The organism is Methanosarcina mangrovi, assembly GCF_052057765.1.
Taxonomy (GTDB): Archaea; Halobacteriota; Methanosarcinia; order Methanosarcinales; family Methanosarcinaceae; genus Methanosarcina.
Map to the genome: position 1 here is coordinate 3634841 of NZ_CP195120.1, position 18133 is coordinate 3652973.

General features: G+C 42.0%; 13 protein-coding genes and 1 pseudogene. 8 read left to right on the forward strand and 6 right to left on the reverse strand.

Annotation, left to right across the window (positions count from 1 at the left end; genetic code table 11):
- Window positions 1–95: 95 nt before the first annotated feature.
- Window positions 96–5099: a PKD domain-containing protein gene (locus ACSAZL_RS16125; protein ID WP_440945625.1), complete on the forward strand. Its 5004-nt coding sequence runs from the start codon at window positions 96–98 to the stop codon at window positions 5097–5099.
- 200 nt (window positions 5100–5299) lie between these two features.
- Here the strand turns inward: ACSAZL_RS16125 and ACSAZL_RS16130 are convergent, their stop codons facing one another.
- Window positions 5300–5983: a DUF5591 domain-containing protein gene (locus tag ACSAZL_RS16130; RefSeq protein ID WP_440945626.1), complete on the reverse strand. Its 684-nt coding sequence runs from the start codon at window positions 5981–5983 to the stop codon at window positions 5300–5302.
- Between the two features lie 395 nt (window positions 5984–6378).
- Here ACSAZL_RS16130 and ACSAZL_RS16135 point away from each other — a divergent pair, with 395 nt between their 5' ends.
- Window positions 6379–6780, forward strand: a complete 402-nt coding sequence (locus ACSAZL_RS16135) for a helix-turn-helix domain-containing protein (protein ID WP_440945627.1) — start codon at window positions 6379–6381, stop codon at window positions 6778–6780.
- A 126-nt stretch (window positions 6781–6906) separates the two neighbouring features.
- Here ACSAZL_RS16135 and ACSAZL_RS16140 read toward each other — a convergent pair whose 3' ends face one another.
- Window positions 6907–7083, reverse strand: coding sequence for a hypothetical protein (locus tag ACSAZL_RS16140; RefSeq protein WP_440945628.1), 177 nt, complete (start codon window positions 7081–7083; stop codon window positions 6907–6909).
- 48 nt (window positions 7084–7131) lie between these two features.
- Here ACSAZL_RS16140 and ACSAZL_RS16145 point away from each other — a divergent pair.
- A pseudogene (locus tag ACSAZL_RS16145) lies at window positions 7132–7274 on the forward strand (IS21 family transposase); the annotation flags it as partial.
- Between the two features lie 5 nt (window positions 7275–7279).
- On the opposite strand, the gene ACSAZL_RS16150 reads toward ACSAZL_RS16145, so the two are convergent.
- The 4 genes from ACSAZL_RS16150 to ACSAZL_RS16165 all read right to left on the reverse strand — a co-directional run bounded on the left by ACSAZL_RS16150 (window position 7280) and on the right by ACSAZL_RS16165 (window position 13577).
- Window positions 7280–10345 carry a hypothetical protein gene (locus tag ACSAZL_RS16150; RefSeq protein ID WP_440945629.1) on the reverse strand — a complete coding sequence of 1022 codons (3066 nt, stop codon included), beginning with the start codon at window positions 10343–10345 and terminating at the stop codon, window positions 7280–7282.
- 1027 nt (window positions 10346–11372) lie between these two features.
- Complete coding sequence (locus ACSAZL_RS16155) at window positions 11373–12554, reverse strand: aminotransferase class I/II-fold pyridoxal phosphate-dependent enzyme (protein WP_440945630.1); 1182 nt, start codon at window positions 12552–12554, stop codon at window positions 11373–11375.
- A gap of 81 nt (window positions 12555–12635) precedes the next feature.
- Complete coding sequence (locus tag ACSAZL_RS16160) at window positions 12636–13127, reverse strand: Lrp/AsnC family transcriptional regulator (RefSeq protein ID WP_011020962.1); 492 nt, start codon at window positions 13125–13127, stop codon at window positions 12636–12638.
- 72 nt (window positions 13128–13199) lie between these two features.
- Window positions 13200–13577, reverse strand: coding sequence for a 30S ribosomal protein S8e (locus ACSAZL_RS16165; RefSeq protein WP_440945631.1), 378 nt, complete (start codon window positions 13575–13577; stop codon window positions 13200–13202).
- A 545-nt stretch (window positions 13578–14122) separates the two neighbouring features.
- Between ACSAZL_RS16165 and ACSAZL_RS16170 the strand changes: the two genes are divergently transcribed.
- From ACSAZL_RS16170 to ACSAZL_RS16190, 5 genes are all read left to right on the forward strand, one after another.
- The gene (locus tag ACSAZL_RS16170) at window positions 14123–14449 is read left to right on the forward strand and encodes a DUF6951 family protein (RefSeq protein WP_440945632.1); all 327 of its coding nucleotides are present in this window, start codon (window positions 14123–14125) and stop codon (window positions 14447–14449) included.
- A 311-nt stretch (window positions 14450–14760) separates the two neighbouring features.
- The gene (locus ACSAZL_RS16175; protein ID WP_440945633.1) at window positions 14761–15447 is read left to right on the forward strand and encodes a DUF169 domain-containing protein; all 687 of its coding nucleotides are present in this window, start codon (window positions 14761–14763) and stop codon (window positions 15445–15447) included.
- A 510-nt stretch (window positions 15448–15957) separates the two neighbouring features.
- Window positions 15958–16464: an NOB1 family endonuclease gene (locus tag ACSAZL_RS16180; protein WP_440945634.1), complete on the forward strand. Its 507-nt coding sequence runs from the start codon at window positions 15958–15960 to the stop codon at window positions 16462–16464.
- A gap of 165 nt (window positions 16465–16629) precedes the next feature.
- On the forward strand, window positions 16630–17244 hold the full coding sequence (locus ACSAZL_RS16185; protein WP_048170317.1) for an orotate phosphoribosyltransferase-like protein: 615 nt from the start codon (window positions 16630–16632) through the stop codon (window positions 17242–17244).
- A 165-nt stretch (window positions 17245–17409) separates the two neighbouring features.
- Window positions 17410–17850, forward strand: a complete 441-nt coding sequence (locus ACSAZL_RS16190; RefSeq protein ID WP_440945635.1) for a GNAT family N-acetyltransferase — start codon at window positions 17410–17412, stop codon at window positions 17848–17850.
- The last annotated feature ends 283 nt before the right edge of the window (window positions 17851–18133 follow it).

The window sequence follows — 18133 nt, forward strand, 5'->3', positions numbered from 1 at the left end:
AATGAGTTGCTAATTATCCGCTATAGAAACGGTCAAATTTCAAGATTTTTCCAAATGCTCAGAAAATTTAATAATTCATACATTAGGGGTCTAAAATGAAAGGAAAGAAATGTAATAAAATATTTAGGGGGCAGACCTTCAATAAAGCTTTAGGGATAGCAGCACTTGCTTTTTTAATGTTGGTGAGTATCGCAGGCGCCTCGTCATTTGCATACATTACAAATGAAGGAAGTAACAGCATCTCTGTAATTGACACAGCAACAAACAAAGTTACAGCTACGATACCCGTAGGAGCCAATCCTGTCGGAGTTGCAATTAATCCGAATGGAACAAAGGTATATGTGGCAAATGATCATAGCAACGATGTATCTGTAATTGACACGGCAACAAATGCTGTTACAGTCACGGTGCCTGCAGGAAGGTCTCCTCAGGGGGTTGCAGTCAGTCCAGATGGAAAAAAGGTATATGTGACAAACCTGGCAAGTAACACTATTTCCGTAATTGATACTGCCACAAATACTGTTGTAAGTACAGTGAAAACAGGGGGATCCCCCACAGGAGTAGTGGTAAGTCCAGATGGAAAAAAGATATATGTAACAAATAACGGGGATAAAACCGTCTCTATAATTGACACTGCCACAAAGGCTGTTATAAGCACGGTAACTGTCGGAAAAGGTCCTGGGGAAATTGCGGTCACACCGGACGGGGCTAAAGTATACGTAGCGAACTCCGATGGAGGGAGCATCTCTGTAATTGACACGGCAACAAACAGTGTTACAGATACTGTGAAGGTAGAGGGAGCTCCTTTTGGAATTGCAGTCACACCGGACGGAACAAAGGTATACGTGACTAATAATGATAAATATTTCAGCACGGTCTCTGTAATTGATGTTTCTACAAACGAAGTTGCAGCCACAATACCTGTAGGTCCCAATCCTGCAGGAGCTGCAGTCACACCGGACGGAACAAAAGTATATGTAACAATCAATCTCTGCAACACCGTCTCTGTAATTGACACCGCGACCAACACCGTTACAGCCACCATGCTTGTAGGGAAGAGTCCTTACGCTTCAGGCCAGTTTATAGGTTCTATCCCGGTACAACCAGTTTATCCTTTAGCGAACTTCAGAAGCAACATCACATCTGATTATGTTTTCCTTTCCGTACCTGTGCGGTTTACGGATCTATCGGAGAATGTAACCGGATGGATCTGGGACTTTGGAGACGGGTCTGGTTCAACAGAGCAGAATCCCACGCATACCTATTCTGCAGCAGGAATCTATACTGTTAACCTGACAGTAAGCAATCCAAACGGCACGGATTCAAAGCTCGCTACGGTAAATGTTATACCAAAGGGTTCTCCCGCACCTTCATATGCATTTATTACGAACCTTAACAGCAACACTGTTTCTGTAATAAACACGGGAAGCAACAACCTTACAGCCACGGTGCCGGTAGGAATCGGTCCTCTGGGAGTTGTAGCAAGCCCGGATGGAACAAGGGTATATGTGACTAACTCTAACTACGGCTACCGTGGTACTGTCTCTGTAATTGACACAGCCATAAACGAGGTTACAGCCACCGTGGATGTAGGAGATAAATACAGTCCATGCGGAATTGCGGTAACGCCGGACGGAAAAAAACTATATGTGGCGGATCGTGATATCAACGGTGTTTCTGTAATTGACACATCTACAAATACGGTTACAGCCACGATATCTGCAGGAATTAACCCTTTAGGGGTTGTAGTTACACCGGATGGAACAAGAGTATATGTAACGAACCGTTACAGCAACACTGTTTCTGTAATTGACACAGCCACAAACAAAGTCATAGCTACTGCGAAAACCGGACTCGGCCCCTGTGGAGTTACAATAAACCGGGCGGGAACAAAACTATATGTGACGAATTGTGAAAGTAACACTATTTCTATAATTGACACGGGTTCAAATACTGTTACAGCCACAGTGCCTGCAGGAAAATGGCCTATGGGAGTTGCAGTCACACCGGACGGAACAAAAGCATATGTGGCAAATGAACGCAGTAACAATGTCTCCGTAATTGACACCGCAACAAAAACTGATATAGCTGCTGTGAAAGTCGGAAAAAATCCATACGGAATTGCAGTCACACCGGACGGAACAAAGGTATATGTAGCGAACTGTGGCAACAGCGATGACCCCGGAAATACTGTCTCTATAATTGACACGACCACAAACAAGGTTACAGCGACGGTAAAAACAGGTTTCAGTCCTGTTGCTTTCGGTCAGTTTATAAGTCCTCTCCCGGCACAACCGGTACTTCCTGTTGCAAACTTTAGCAGCAGTCTCACATCCGGTTATGCTCCTCTTTCTGTCCAGTTTACGGATTTCTCGAAGAATGTGGAGAGATGGAACTGGGACTTTGGAGACGGAACTAATTCCACAGATCAAAATCCAGCGCATACTTACTCCACAGCAGGGAATTACAAAGTAACGCTTACAGTAAACAATAAAAACGGTACTGATTCGAAATTTGCCACAGTAACCGTTCTGGCACACCCAGTATTTTCCGCAGCCACAACTTCCGGAAAAACGCCTCTCAGTGTTAGTTTTACCGACCAGAGCACAGGATCGCCAGCGTCATGGAACTGGACTTTTGGAGATGGAACTTATTCAACGGAAAAGAATCCCGTACATGTATATAGAAAATCAGGAAAGTATTCTGTTACGTTGACATTAAACGAAACAGGGGACAGGAGTGCGGTAACAAAATACAGCTATATTACTGTTTCAAACGGGTATGAAACCCCTGTTGCTTCATTTTCTGCATCTCCAGCTTCAGGAGAAGCGCCTCTTACCGTAAGTTTTACTGACCAGAGTACAGGTTCTCCGACCTCAAGGAAGTGGAATTTCGGAGACGGCACGCATTCAACAGCGGAGAAACCTGTACACAGGTACAGCAAAGCAGGATCATACTCTGTTACATTAACAGTAAGTAATGAAAAAGGCAGCAATACGTTAACAAAGTCAAGCTGTATTGTTGTTTCAAACGATTTAAATGGTCCTGTCACCAGCTTCTCTGCATCTCGGACTTCAGGAAAAGTGCCTCTTATTATTGATTTTACAGGCCAGGCCAAAGGATCTCCAACGTCATGGAAATGGGCTTTCGGAGATGGGAATACTTCAACAGATAAAAATCCCGTACACACATTCAATAAATCAGGACTATATTCTGTTAGATTGACAGCAAGTAATGAAAAAGGCAGTAACACGTTGATTAAAACCGGTTATATTGCTGTCTCAGGCGTTTCAGCTGTCCCTGTTTCCAAATTCTCTGCGTCCCTTACTTCAGGAAAAGCGCCTCTTACTGTAAGTTTTACTGACCAGAGCACAGGGTCACCAACTGCATGGAAATGGTTTTTCGGAGATGGGAATAATTCCACAGATAAAAATCCTGTACATAAATACAATGAATCAGGACTATATTCTGTCAGATTGACAGTAAGTAATGCAAACGGCAGTAATACGTTGACTAAAGCCGGCTATATTGCTGTTCCAGGCGTTTTAAATACTCCTGTCACCAGCTTCTCTGCGTCCCGGACTTCAGGAAAAGCTCCTCTTACAGTTAGTTTTACTGACCAGAGCACAGGATCACCAGCGTCATGGAAATGGTTTTTCGGAGATGGAAGTGATTCAACGGAAAAGAATCCCGTACACACATACAATAAATCAGGAAATTATACTGTCGCTTTGACAACGACTAATGAAGGAGGCAGTAATAAGGTACAAAAAACAAACTATATAAGTGTAGTTTCCGAAAGCGGTACTGTAACGTCGAATCCAGGCTATATTATCCCCTTCACCGCCTTTTCAGCAACTCCAACTACAGGAAGTATGCCTCTCACTGTCAGTTTTACTGACCAGAGCACAGGGTCACCAGCGTCATGGAAATGGAATTTCGGGGATGGAAATGGTTCAACAGAAAAGAATCCCGTACACACATACAATAAATCAGGAAAATATTCTGTTACATTGACAGCAAGCAATGCAAACGGCAGCAATGCGTTGACAAAATACGGTTATATTGTTGTTTCAAACGTTTTAAATGGTCCTGTCACCAGTTTCTCTGCGTCTCAGACTTCAGGAAACATGCCTCTTACCGTTCACTTTACTGACCGGAGCACAGGGTCACCAGCGTCATGGAAATGGAATTTCGGGGATGGAAATGGTTCAACAGAAAAGAATCCCGTACACACATACAATAAATCAGGAAAATATTCTGTTACATTGACAGCAAGCGATGCAAACGGCAGCAATGCGTTGACAAAATCCGGCTATATTGTTGTTTCAAACGTTTTAAACGGTCCCGTCACCAGCTTCTCTGCATCTTCTACTTCAGGAAAAGCACCACATACCGTTCGTTTTACTGACCAGAGCACAGGGTCACCAGCCGCATGGAAATGGACTTTTGGAGACGGAAGTAATTCAACAACAGAACAGAATCCTGTGCACACATACAATAAGTCAGGACTTTATTCCGTTACTTTGACAGCAAGTAATGCAAATGGCAGTAATTCGTTGACAAAATCCAGCTATATTGCTGTCTCAAGTGTTTTAGATACTCCTGTCACCAGTTTCTCCGCATCCCCCACTTCAGGAAGTACCCCTCTTACTGTTGTTTTTACTGATCAGAGCACAGGATTTCCAACGTCATGGAAATGGAATTTCGGAGATGGAAGTAACTCAACAACAGAACAGAATCCTGTACACACATACAATAAATCAGGACTTTACTCTGTTACATTGACAGCAAGTAATGCAAACGGCAGCAATACGTTAAAAAAATCCAGTTATATTGCGGTTTCAAACTCCCTTGTCGCTGCTTTTTCTGCATCTCCAACTTCAGGGCCTTTACCGTTCAGTGTCAGCTTTACTGACAAAAGCACCGGATCGCCAGCTGCATGGAAATGGGCTTTTGGCGATGGAAATACTTCAACAGAACAAAATCCTGTATACATATACAATAAAACAGGACGATATACTGTCAGTTTAACGGTAAATAATTCAGAAAGCATCAGTACTGAAACCAGGTCCAGATACATCGTAATTAGTAAGTAAATATCCCGGATCGAAAGAAATGGCTTTGTAGAAATCCATCTATACCAGCTTCAAGAGACTAAAATAGATGAAAAGAGATCATGACATTCAGTTTAAATTGATGGGGAAATCATTTCTGAGGATTTCTACAGAGCCAAAAAACAATGAAAGAAAGGAACTACAAGCTTTATCCGAATAAAAAGTAAAAAGGTAGCTAAATTTTAAAGGACATACCAGTCGGTATCGTCAACAGAGAGATCTTCCTTTAAGCCTACTTCCCGTCTGGGAAGCTCGAAAGCGTCGGTAATTGCATCGGAAAGGTCCTGAAGGTATTCTCTGGACGAGAGGCTGTTATAAATGAAGGGTTTGTCAGGCTGGAGCATCCTCTGAATTGTGGATTCCCTCGGAACGATGTCCACTTTTATATCGACCATTTCCAGGGCTTTTTCCATTGCAGTCCGGAAATCCCCGATACAGTAGGCTATCCTGTGCCTGTAATTTTTCCTTGTCTTTTCAAGATAGGCAGCAATCCTTTCACTTTCGATTTTGATGAAATCTCTCTTGATCTTCGTCACATTGCATTTGCCCATCATGAAAGTGTAATGCATGAAAGGGTACTCAGTATCAAGTTCCCTCGGAGCAATCCCGCAAGTTCCGAAGGTTACTATGTGTACATCCTCCGGCTTTAGAATCCCGAAAATTATCCGATCAAATTTTTTATGGGACGGGCTTTTATGGTAAGGCTTTCTCTTGGCGCAGGGAACAAAAATACAGACTTCCCTGAAAGGAGCTTCATACTCATTGAGAACCCAATCATTGGCTCTTATCATATCGGGATGGTAGATGATTCTCTCGGTATCAAGAGGCTCTTTGGAACGTTCGTCTTCGGGGATAATGGGCTTCATAAGACTCCAAAGCCTATTGAGTCAGGAAATTATATATATAATTAACTAACCAGACTTCTTTTAGAGTTATTATTTTTTGAAAACAGCCAGAAAAGATATAATGAATATTTAGCAACTATACTTAACGGATATTACCGGGCGAAAATAATGGAGCTTAGAAGAGATAAATAAGTTTATAAATATATTCATCAATATTGGTAGTTAAATAACACATAATGATATTTAACACAATTGGGGAGTACGCTTTTAAAAAGCAAACTCTGAGACCGGTACAAGTTTTCTATTTATGAGCATCCTCAACCCGCCTTAGATAATTTCCGAACGTGCTGGCCAGCATCCTCAAAGTTCAAAATAAATTTAGGAAATAGGGCAAACCGTCACCAAATAGTGGTTTTATGGCGAATTCTATCCATGAGATGATCAGAGCAAGCTTCAGATGCGAGGACATGGTAAAATGTGTACTCGGGCTGAAGTCCCTTGACATCGACGCATACAAGGCTCTACTTATGCATGGTCCCCTGACCGCAGAAAAATTGGGAGAGATCCTCAACAGGGAAAGGAGCACTGCATATCGTTCCTTGCAGAATCTTATAGCCTGCGGCATTGTTTACAGGGAAACACGGTCCATCGACAGCGGGGGTTACTACTACGAATACGTAGCTATCGAACCCCAGGAAATGAAACAAATGGTAAAGAAAAACGTCGATGAATGGTACACCCAGATGAACGAGCTAATCGAAAAAATGGATGATAAAGTGAGCGCCCTCGTCATGCGGATGGACGACGAGGAAAGTTGAGTAGAGAAAAATCAAAGTAAAAACCAAAGTAAAAATCATAGTAAAAATAAAAGTAAAAATCATAGTAAAAATAAAAGTAAAAATAAAAGTAAAAATATCACAAAAAATAAAATGGGAAAATAAAAGTTAGACCAAATAAAGAGTCAGCCGAATCCACTGTTTTAATCCTCCTGCAAAATCTCCCATTCTCTCGATTATTTTTCTGATGTCATCCAGAGATGCCGCACAAGCGCACCGCAGGAAACCTTCACCTGCTTCTCCAAACACATCTCCGGGAATTGCAACAACCTTCTTTTCTTCCAAGAGACATTCTGCAAAGTCAGAAGAGGATAGGCCCGTGTTATTACATGATTGAAAAGAGTAAATTTAACTTTACATAGAACAACTTATCAAATCCCTCTCGAACGTTTTAAGGAGGAAAACCTGAGTCATCGAGTTCAGGTCCCTCCTTACAAAATTGTCTACAAGGAAGACGAAACGACTCTAGAGACTGTTAAATTTATTTCTCTTCGGTTTTGTCTTCAGTTTCAGTCATCTTTTCAGTTTCAGGGGAAGACACTGATTCACTCAAAGATTCTCCTTCAGTTTCTTCATCTTTAGTTTCGGTCATCTCTTCAGTTTCTTTGTCTTCATTTTCTTCGTTTTCGTCTACATCGCCTTCGTCAAATTCGTCTTCGTTTTCGTCTACATCGTCTTCGTCTTCAGTTTCAGTCATCTCTCCGGTTTCAGTCATCTCTTCAGTTTCAGTCATCTCTCCGGTTTCAGTCATCTCTTCAGTTTCAGTCATCTCTCCGGTTTCAGTCATCTCTTCAGTTTCAGTCATCTCTTCAGTTTCAGTCATCTCTTCAGTTTCAGTCATCTCTTCAGTTTCAGTCATCTCTTCAGTTTCAGTCATCTCTTCAGTTTCAGTCATCTCTCCGGTTTTAGGGGAAGACACTGATTCACTCAAAGATTTTTCTGAAAGGCTGCATGTGCTTGTGCAGGAGCTTGAACATGAAGACGATGATTCTTCTTCAGTTTTTTCTTCAGTTTTTTCTTCAGTTTTTTCTTCAGTTTCATCTTCAGCTTCTTCAGTTTCAGACGCAGGCACTGCTGCTTTAGTCACAGATTTTTCTGAAAGGCTGCATGTGTTTGTGCAGGAGTTTGAACATGAAGACGATGATTCTTCTTCAGTTTTTTCTTCAGTTTCATCTTCAGCTTCTTCAGTTTCAGATGCAGACACTACTGCTTTAGTCACAGATTTTTCTGAAAGGCTGCATGTGTTCGTGCAGGAGCTTGAACATGAAGACGAGGATTCTTCTTCAGTTTCATCTTCAGTTTCATCTTCAGTTTCATCTTCAGTTTCTTCTTCAGTTTCTTCTTTAGCTTCTTCAGTTTCAGATGCAGACACTACTGCTTTAGTCACAGATTTTTCTGAAGGGCTGCATGTGTTCGTGCAGGAGCTTGAACATGAAGACGAGGATTTTTCTTCAGTTTCGTCTTCAGTTTCATCTTCAGTTTCAGATGCAGACACTACTGCTTTAGTCACAGATTTTTCTGAAAGGATACATGTGTTTGCGCAGGAGCTTGAACATGAAGACGATGATTTAGACACGACTACATTTTCCTTTTCAAGAACAGGAATTACTTTAGTTTTTGAAAAGCTGCATATTCTTATGCAGGAGTTTGAACTCGAAGGCGAGGATTCAGACACTGATTCTTCTTCAGTTTCTTCTTCAGTTTCTTCTTCAGTTTCTTCTTCAGTTTCTTCTTCAGTTTCTTCTTCAGTTTCTTCTTCAGTTTCTTCTTCAGTCACGACTTCCTCTGTTTCAGGCTCCGGTAATGCTTCAGTTACAACTTCTTCAGTTTCAGATGAAGGCACTGATTCAGAAACGACTTCTTCAATTTCAGGGGTAGACACTGATTCAGAAATAACTTCTTCAGTTTCAGGGGAAGGCATTGATTCAGAAACGACTTCTCCTATACTAACTGAAGCACCTTCTTCTAATATCTGGTTTCCGCTTACTAAAGCATTTTGAACATTTATGATTGTGATTTCTGAACCTGGTCTAGAAGGATATACATTTATTAAGATGTTATTTTGTATTTCGACATTACCGTTAGTGTGAGAATTTCCGTCGAGATATATTCCTTCTTCTCTGATATTTTTGAAAGTATTATCAGAAATCTCCAAGTTTACTCCGTTTATATGGAACTCCTGATACATTCCCTTCTTCGAGAGATCGCTGAATATATTCCCGCTTATTTCTATATTCTTGAAACTCTCATAGTTTGGGAAAATAACTCCATATGCCCCACCTTTTTGAACATTATTCATAATCGTAAGCGTATTGCCAATCCCATTTTCGCCTCCTTGATAAGTACATCCAGAAATTCCATTCATAATATTATCTTTTATTACATGGGTTCCGTCGTTTACACTGCCACTTCTTGCGACTGCCCCGTATCCACCATAAACTTCATTCTCTGTGAACTCTGAATATTGAGCTCCGTCAAGAAACGCAAAGAAGTAAGGAAGCTGCGGGTATATTTTATTTTTAGTTACTACATAGCTAATAGTAACAGGATGAGCATCGATAACATTAGCACCGTTAGTATTTGCCCCTATCAGGATATTGCTCGCAATATAGATATCTCGATTTAAAGTCTTGCGTTCATTCGTATTGCCTGTTATAGCATGTCTGCAGTTTTCTATGCGATTATTTTCAATGTTAACAAAAGCCGATCCACTAGCTACGTTTATACCATATCCGCTCCCCGGAAGAATTGAATTGTATATTTCGTTATTTTTAGCATCCACGTTAAAACAGGAGTAGAAGGAGAGAGCAGCCAATCCACTGTCTTTGAACCATGAGTCCGTAACAGAACTATCTTTACAATACCTCAGGGCCAGACCATGATGAGATGTTGTAGCACCACTATCTTGTATTCTTATATTTTTAATATGTATCTCAATGGGTCTGTATACTTCAACCTGAACTGTCTCACTCAATTTGTAGTCTCTCAAAAGCGGCTGATTTAAAGTGATAACGTTTTCATTCACGCTTTGTACTGCATATATTTCTCCTGTCATTTGGTCCGGGTAGTCCAAAGGACACCATTGAACATTTTTCCAAATCTTTATCAGGTCATTCTGGCGAACCTGTGAAGCATCGGTTAGAGTAATCTGAGATGAACCTTTTTGAGCGTCAGCAGAGAGAGGTTCGTTTGTGATCATTGACCCGGTGAAAAAAATTGTACTACTCTGACTTTCGGCAGTTTGAAGATGAAGAGTAACTTCCCCTTCGCCTACTATGTTCAGACTCTTATCTTTTTGAGATATTTGTTGTGTTATATAGTAGTCCCCTTCGCGAATAGTTATGGTATCTCCGCTTTTTGAGTTATCTAGCGCCGCCTGAATGCAAGCGGCGTCGTTCTTATAATCAGATGTCAGATAAAGACCGGAAACCGCCGGTTGAGCATCGTCGTCAATTACGATGTTTGATGCCAGAGCAGTAGGGTCACTTAACATAAAACAAAAAAATGCAAGAGTAAATACGGTAAAATAATTTTTTAAAGTTTTCATTAGAGATCATCCCAATACTTGATTTAAACCTCGTTATAGAATTCCTCCATAGTATCCATTCAACCATAATTTCCAAAGATAAGAGATATTAAATCCAATTCTCGCTGGCAATGAAAATACAATATTTCTTTAAACCTTCCGATTTTAAAGGGAGATGTATTTTCGTACGATTGAGTGAATATTATGTGCTCTTCAACGATCAGTTCAAACTTAAAACGTCTGTGAGGTGTCAAACAAAGGATTTTAACTAAACCTGGGTAAGGACAGGTCTGGTCCCGGCCTCTTCTCTGCAGACAGTAGAAGTCGTCCTCGACATAGAGCAGGCTGCATGTTCCTTCTCTAAGGCATTCCGAGCTCCAGTATCCATTGTAGTTTTCCCTGGTACATATTCTCAACAGGCTTCACCTCACAACAGGTCCGGTCATATGTTGTAGAAACTGCAGTCCTGCAGGAATTAAAAGTCAACAACATTAAAACAACAGAAAAGGATTCTATTGCCTTCAAGATTGAATTACAATTTCACTTTATTCCTTTTATGAGGCTTATTTTTGATCCGGGAATGCACATGATAAAAAAACGATGGAATATATTAAGATACTTATAGCAAAAGATGTTAAATGACACGAAAAAAGAAATTTAAAGCTTTATAACACTTTATTTTGTTTTATAAAGAATTGATGGCCAGTATTAGATGATTTTGACCCGAAAATGTACGTAATCAGAAAAACAACTGAAAAAAAGGAACGGATTAAAATACTTCATTAAAAAGGCTTGAAATAATACGAAAAAGTAAATTTAAAGCTTTATAACACTTCATTTTGTTTTAGAACGAATAGATCATCCAATGAGATATGATTGGTGTGAAAAAACTTAAATGTTAGAACATTTCACAGTGTCCACTTTGGATCGGTGATCCCACATTCTTTCGCAGACGGATTTTTGTATTCAGCGCCTCTTTCAGCGTTATATTTCAACCCATCACAATTGACTACCAGAAAAAATAGACCGAATAAAGATTCGGCCGAATTCACTGTTTTAATCCTTCTACAAAATCTCCCATTCTCTCGATTGCTTTTCTGATGTCATCCAGAGACGCCGCATAAGCGCACCGCAGGAAACCTTCACCTGCTTCTCCAAACACATCTCCGGGAATTGTAACAACCCTCTTTACTTCCAGAAGACTCTCTGCAAAATCAGAAGATGAAAGGCCTGTACCTCCCACATAAGGGAAAGCATAAAAAGCACCTTTGGGATTGCAGCATTCAAGTCCTATGCTGTTGAAGCCTCTTACGATAAAACGCCTGCGCCGATCATATTCCCGGACCATCCGCTCCATTTCCTCTTTACCATTGCGGAGGGCTTCGATTGCCCCTACCTGGGCAGTAATGGGAGCACAGAGCATGGAGTACTGATGGATCATCATCATTGAATGGATTATATCAGGAGCACCCATTGCAAAACCGAGTCTTAGCCCTGTCATGGCATAAGCCTTGGAAAAGCCGTTCAGCATGACAGTCCGGTCCTTCATACCTTCGAGAGATGAGAACGGAACATGGGTGCCTTCGTAAGTCAGGCATTCATAAACCTCGTCGGAGATCACAAATAAATCGTTCTCGACAACAAGGTCAGCGATATCCTCCATCCCCTCCTGTTCCATAATTGCGCCTGTAGGATTGTTGGGGAAATTCAGGATGATCGCCTTCGTTTTGCTGGTGATTGCAGGTTTCAGGGCTTCTGCAGTAAGACTGAAATCGTCTTCCCTGTGAGTAGAAACAATAACAGGTTTGCCTCCTGCCAGAATAACTGAAGGGACGTATGCCACATAGGAGGGCTGAACCACGATTACCTCGTCTCCGGGATTGACCACAGCCCTAACTGCTATATCAAGAGCTTCGCTTACTCCCGTGGTAACCAGGATTTCGGATGCCGGGTCATAGTCCAGACCGTAGCGTTTGTAATAGGTTCTTGCAAGTTCGTCTCTGAGTTCCGGAAGTCCGTAATTTGAGGTATATGAAGTCTGCCCTTTTTCGAGAGAGTGGATACACATCTCACGGATATGCCAGGGAGTAATGAAATCAGGCTCTCCTACACCAAGAGAGATTATATCCTCAAGTCCGGAAACCAGATCAAAAAAACGGCGTATTCCTGATGGAGGGATACTCTTTACAGCTTCCGCAACGAATTTTGAAGGATCGCATGGAGGTCTCAAGCAAACACCCCTATAAAAAACTATATGAGTTGGATAGATGTAAAACGGGATAAGGTGGATCAGACCTTAAACGTTTCCATATTAAAACGAGACCGGGAGCCTCTTAATTGACTCCGGTTCGTGGAGAATTACCCCGTCTTCTTTATAGGTTTTCAGCACGAAATGCGTGGACGTGCTCTGAACCTGATCAAGGGTGGCGATTTTTTCTGCCACAAAAAAAGCCACATCCTTCATCGACTTCCCCCTGACGGTAAGAGAGATGTCGTAGTCCCCGGACAGAAGCCTGACAGACCTGACTTCCGGGAACTTATAGATCCTTTCTGCAATTGCCTGATAGCCCTGGTTACGCTCGAGAGTGACCTTCAGCTCAATTACGGCGTAAACGTAGTTTTCCCCGATCAGGTCCCAATCAACTATGGTCTTGTAGTGCCGGATAACTCCTGTCTCTTCAAGCTTTGCGATAGTCTGGGAAATTTCCTGTGCAGACATTCCTGTCAGGGCTGCAATTTCTTCCGGACTTGCTCGGGCATCATTCTCAAGAATTTCCAGTATATGTCGAATCATTTCGTCCATGCTGATCACCGGCACAAAGTTTAGGGAAAATTGGCACAGAACCCCTGATACGGGGGTCAGGGCTCTCTTCAATTACTCAATTAATACAGCGTTTACAACTCCGTCCTGTCCGGGTCTGCTTGTAACTCTGGCAGTGCCCATGGAAGTTCTTATAACGGAACCTTTTGTCAAAATGTTACGCCTGACATAGTGTTTGTTTGCAGTGTTATCAATCACGGTCTCAATGGGTGCGGTAACGGTCTTTCCGTCCTTAGGATTGGTCACGTTTGCAATGTCGGACTGGAGAAGCCTTATTTTTCTGTTGCCACCCATAGTATGAACGTTCTTTCTTTTTACTTCGCTGATACGGGTGTCCGCAGATTCGCGGCCCATTTCAAACTTGCGCTTTCCGCGGGCAGCAATGACTTTCCCGCCGGTAGCTTTTCTTCTGGAGCTGCCTTGCCATCTCATTATTAAAACCTCATTATTGTATTGAAATTTAAGCCAAGATTTGGATTTAACGTTACTTTTAGTGCTACTTAAGCTGGTTTTGAAGGAACCTTAAATGGTCCGGAGAGTAAATATCCTGTAATCCTGGTGATCCTGATCTGGTGATCCTTTTCAGGGCATAAGTATACCTATCAGTAGCTTAATTGCTCTGCTAATATATTAATGTATTAACAGGAGTACCCTAATTAGCATATTTGCTATGGACTTAGCAATACGAATAGAGATGTATAAGAACTTTGCGATCATGCCGCCAGAAAATCCTTTACTTCGGGACACCCCCTGAATAAAGGAAGCCGTGATTGAAAAAGAAGCATCTGAAGAATGGAAAGTCCCCGCAAAAAAAAGGATACAATAAGCAGAGTATAGAAAAATATATATGCAGAATTTAATAAAAATGAAAGATGAGAACAGGTCAAGATAAAGACAAAATGAGAATCTCATCTCCAACAGTACATTGAAAGCCCTCAAATTCCGGACGAGCATCCAGATTACAGGAGAAATAAACAATGGTTACGGAACTTTCACTCAATACCGTATGTGGACACACAACAAAAATTATTGCCACAAAAGAAGGCAAAAACACGAACGTACATATAAAAACCACCTGCGAAAAACTCAGGAAATGGGGCACGCACTTCGATATGGGCATGAAAGACCTTATGGGCGGCCCTGAAACTATGCTTGCCCAGAAAATGGCTGAAGCTCCTCTCACTCCAACCTGCCTCGTCCCGGCTGCAGTAATGAATGCCTGCTGGCTCGAAAACGGCATGATTTCGAAAAATCTTGCAAGGGAAATGGGAAAAATGGAGATTATTTTTGACAAACTTGAGTGAATATTTTCTAATACTTCTTAATTCACTTTTTTTGTTTGAGGCAGGATGTTGAAAAAACGAAACTTTCCAAAAAATAAAGAGTACTGCAAGAAAATCCCTTTAATGATCCGAACTCGAGAATATTTATATCAAATTGGGTTGTGTATAATTTAGTCAAAACTTAACAAACAAACATATATAAAAGAGAGATCAGATCTTTTTACTTCCTTCAATTTGCCTCCCTTAGTTTGCTTCCCTTAAGCAACATTAGTTTCCTTCAATTTACTTCCTTCAATCAAACTTAATGAAAACTCATACCTGGAGTGATAAAGATGGACTTAAAAGAAATCAACGACATCGGACAGGAAATGGTCGAATGCCTTAAACTCGAAACTTCCCCGGTTGCAGTAAAACTGGTTCCAAAAGGAGAAGAAATTCCTGAAGGGATTAAGAAAGCGGATGAAGCTATGAGACACTGCCAGTTCATGGATCGGGTAAGAAGAAGCGGAGAGGAATTATACGCTCTGGGAGAGGACCAGATGTGCAAAGGCGGAGCAGGTGTTATGGGCCTTGGAGCACTGCCTCCGAAAGTCGCAAGCGGAGAATTTTATTATAAAGGCTTAAAGCAGTTCAGAACCCAGGAAGCTGCAAAGCTCACTATTGATATGGTGCCGACCCTGGCTCCAGATACTACAGAGGCTGTCCTGTATTCCCCCCTTGAGAAGACTACATTCATGCCGGATGTTGTAGTGGTCATATGCAACCCTAAGCAGATAATGCTGCTCACCCAGGCTTACATGTACAAAACCGGAGGCAGGCTTGAAGTAAGTTTCGCAGGCAAACAGAGCCTCTGTTCCGACGGTGTGGTGCAGGCTAAACAAGGCGAAATAGGAGTTACAGTAGGCTGCAGTGGCAGCAGGGCATACACCGAGATTTCAGATGAAGAAATGACAATGGGCATCCCAATCGGCCTCCTCCCTGACCTGGCAGCCGGACTCCGAGAAATCTGCCCTAATTAACTCAAAATCCTCAGATTTAATTCAGACAGAAATTCCTCCATGCCCCAAGCCCCTAATTATAGAGCAAGTCTTTATGGGGCGAGTCTTGATCAGATATGACATAACAAACACAATTGTTTGCCGTGTCATATTTGAGAACTATTTTATTTCTTCCTTTTTCCTTAATAAATGCCCTTACAACCGATTTTTCAGAGGATCTAACCAATCTGTTTTAGTTCCGAAAATAACTCTCAAACCTGACCACGCGAGCCTCCGCCACCGTGGAAAGCCATGCACAAATTAAAAGAAAAGGTTCGCGCTGGACTATAAGATAGATTGAATAAATCATCGCAAGCCCTTCTTAAGTAGAATTAAGTACCCATATAGTGTAGTCCTTTGAATGAAACTCACTGCTAAAATCCATAATTTAGTCTGCTTGAGCGAGCGAAGCGAGTGAAACAGACCTCGTGCTCCCGAAGCGAAACTCGGGCAACAATGGATTATTATACCAAAAGAGAGAAGAGAAGGAAAATGACCTCTTACATAGCAGATTCGGCAGTCTTTATAATGGGAAACTGCAACGTGGACAGTTCGCTGCTTATTACCGTCCCTTCGGTTGTGGAAGAGTTAAAAAGCAGGGACGCCGTGCTCCGTTTTGACCTTGCAAAAGAGGGAGGGCTGAGGGTAGAATGGCCAGAACCGGAAATGGTAAAACAGGTTCGAGAAAAAGCTGAACAGACCCGGGACTCGGAAGAGCTTTCAAAAACAGACCTGGAAATTCTTGCAAAAGCGTTTGAGCACAGGGAGACGGCAATATTGCTCACGGATGATTATGCAGTCCAGAATGTTGCCGTACAGCTGGGAATTCAGGTTAAACCGATTGCCCAGAAAAAGATAAAGGACGTACTTATCTGGCAAAAACAGTGTATTGGCTGTAAAAAGACCTTTGAGAAAGGGGACGAATGCCCGATTTGCGGTTCGCCTCTGAAAAAAAAGAGAAAAAAAAGACTTAAAAGCAAGAGTCATCAGGAAAGCTGAAGAAAAAGATATAACGCTTGATAGTGTAATAATGTCTTTAACTGAGAAAAGATAACCTTGAATTAAAATTTTTCAGGCAGTAATTCCAGGCAGTATTCGTGAGAAGAACTGCAAAATCGGCCGGAAATACCGCCAGACAAAAAAATTTCAGGTGGGAATGGAGGCATGAAGAATATAGAAGATCTGATTCAGAAAGCTGTGGAACTGCAGAACAATGGACTTGTCACCGGCCAGATTGCCGACGAACTTAACGTCTCAAGAGAAACGGTTACATGGCTTTTAACCCGCTCAAAAAAAGAAGTAGCAGTCCCCGCTCCGAAAGACATATCCGTAAACTGGAGCAGTATAGGGAAAAGCGCTACAAGGCTTCACTATATCTCGCTTGCACTCTGCGACATGGTGCTTGAGACCCTCGAAAAGACAAACGCCGAGGTAGATGTGGTAGTCGGCGTTGCCGCAAGCGGAATACCCCTGGCAAGCATGATGGCAAATGAACTCGGAGCAGACTTTGCCCTCTATCATTCCCGGAAAGGACAGGACGTTGTCCAGCCAGGCCAGAAAGGGACCATCAGCAGAAACTTCGGAAGCGTTGCAGGCAAGAACTGTGTAATCGTGGACGACGTTATTACAACCGGTTCCACTACAATGGAAGTAATTGAGCAGCTACGGGAAATGGGCGCAAAACCCAGAGTTGTAGCTGTTCTCGTGGACAAAAAAGGCGCAGATACAATTGCCAATGTCCCAATCCAGTCCCTGGTAAGAATCGTGCGCGTGGACTGATAGATAAAACAAAGACCGAAAGCAGAAACAATTTAATTTATGCGGAAAGTTTTTCCAGAAGAAAGCTTTCCCAAAATTTACCTCTTTTAAAAGGTCCAGAATGAATGAGCTCTGGGCATCGAAAATTCACGGGATAAAACAGTGTTAAGAGTAATGGGGTAATGGATGAAAGACATGATTCCTTCCGAAATAGCATACAAAGAAAAACCTCCCACCTTGCAAGAGTATTCCCAATTGTTCTCGAGCACGGGCTGGGTGCAAATTCTGAAAATTTCCGAGAATGATCTGAAGAAGGTCTTTGAGAACACCTGGTACTGGATAACAGCATATCAGGACGGGAACATTGCAGGTGTCGGGCGTTTGCTTTCTGACGGCACCCTATACGCGCTGATTTGTGACATAATAGTAATGCCAGACCGCCAGAACATGGGAATCGGCACTGAGATCTTAACACGGTTAGTTAAAAAGTGCCAGGAATCAAATATCGGGAGGGTCTGGTTATTTGCAGCTCCCGGAAAGGCCCAGTTCTACGAAAGGCATGGCTTTTTTATCCGTCCAGACGAGGCGCCGGGAATGCAACTGGGGAAATTTGAACTTACTAAATGAAAGGTGACTCTTTTTCTATGGATTTTAGACATGACCTGGGACGTTAGGGAGATTTGATCCGGGATATGGCCTGGAATATGACCAAAGACATGAATTCGGACACTCTTGACCTTCCGGTTTTTCAATTCTGCATCTGAACTCAAAGAATAATGCTGCAAACTTTACTCAAAGAATAATGCTGTAAACTTTAACCGGCCTGCGGCTAGATTCCATTAAAAGAAAAGAGAAGGTAAAAGCCGGAAAGAAATTAAGGAAGAGAGAAGGAAAAAAGAGGCTTTATGAA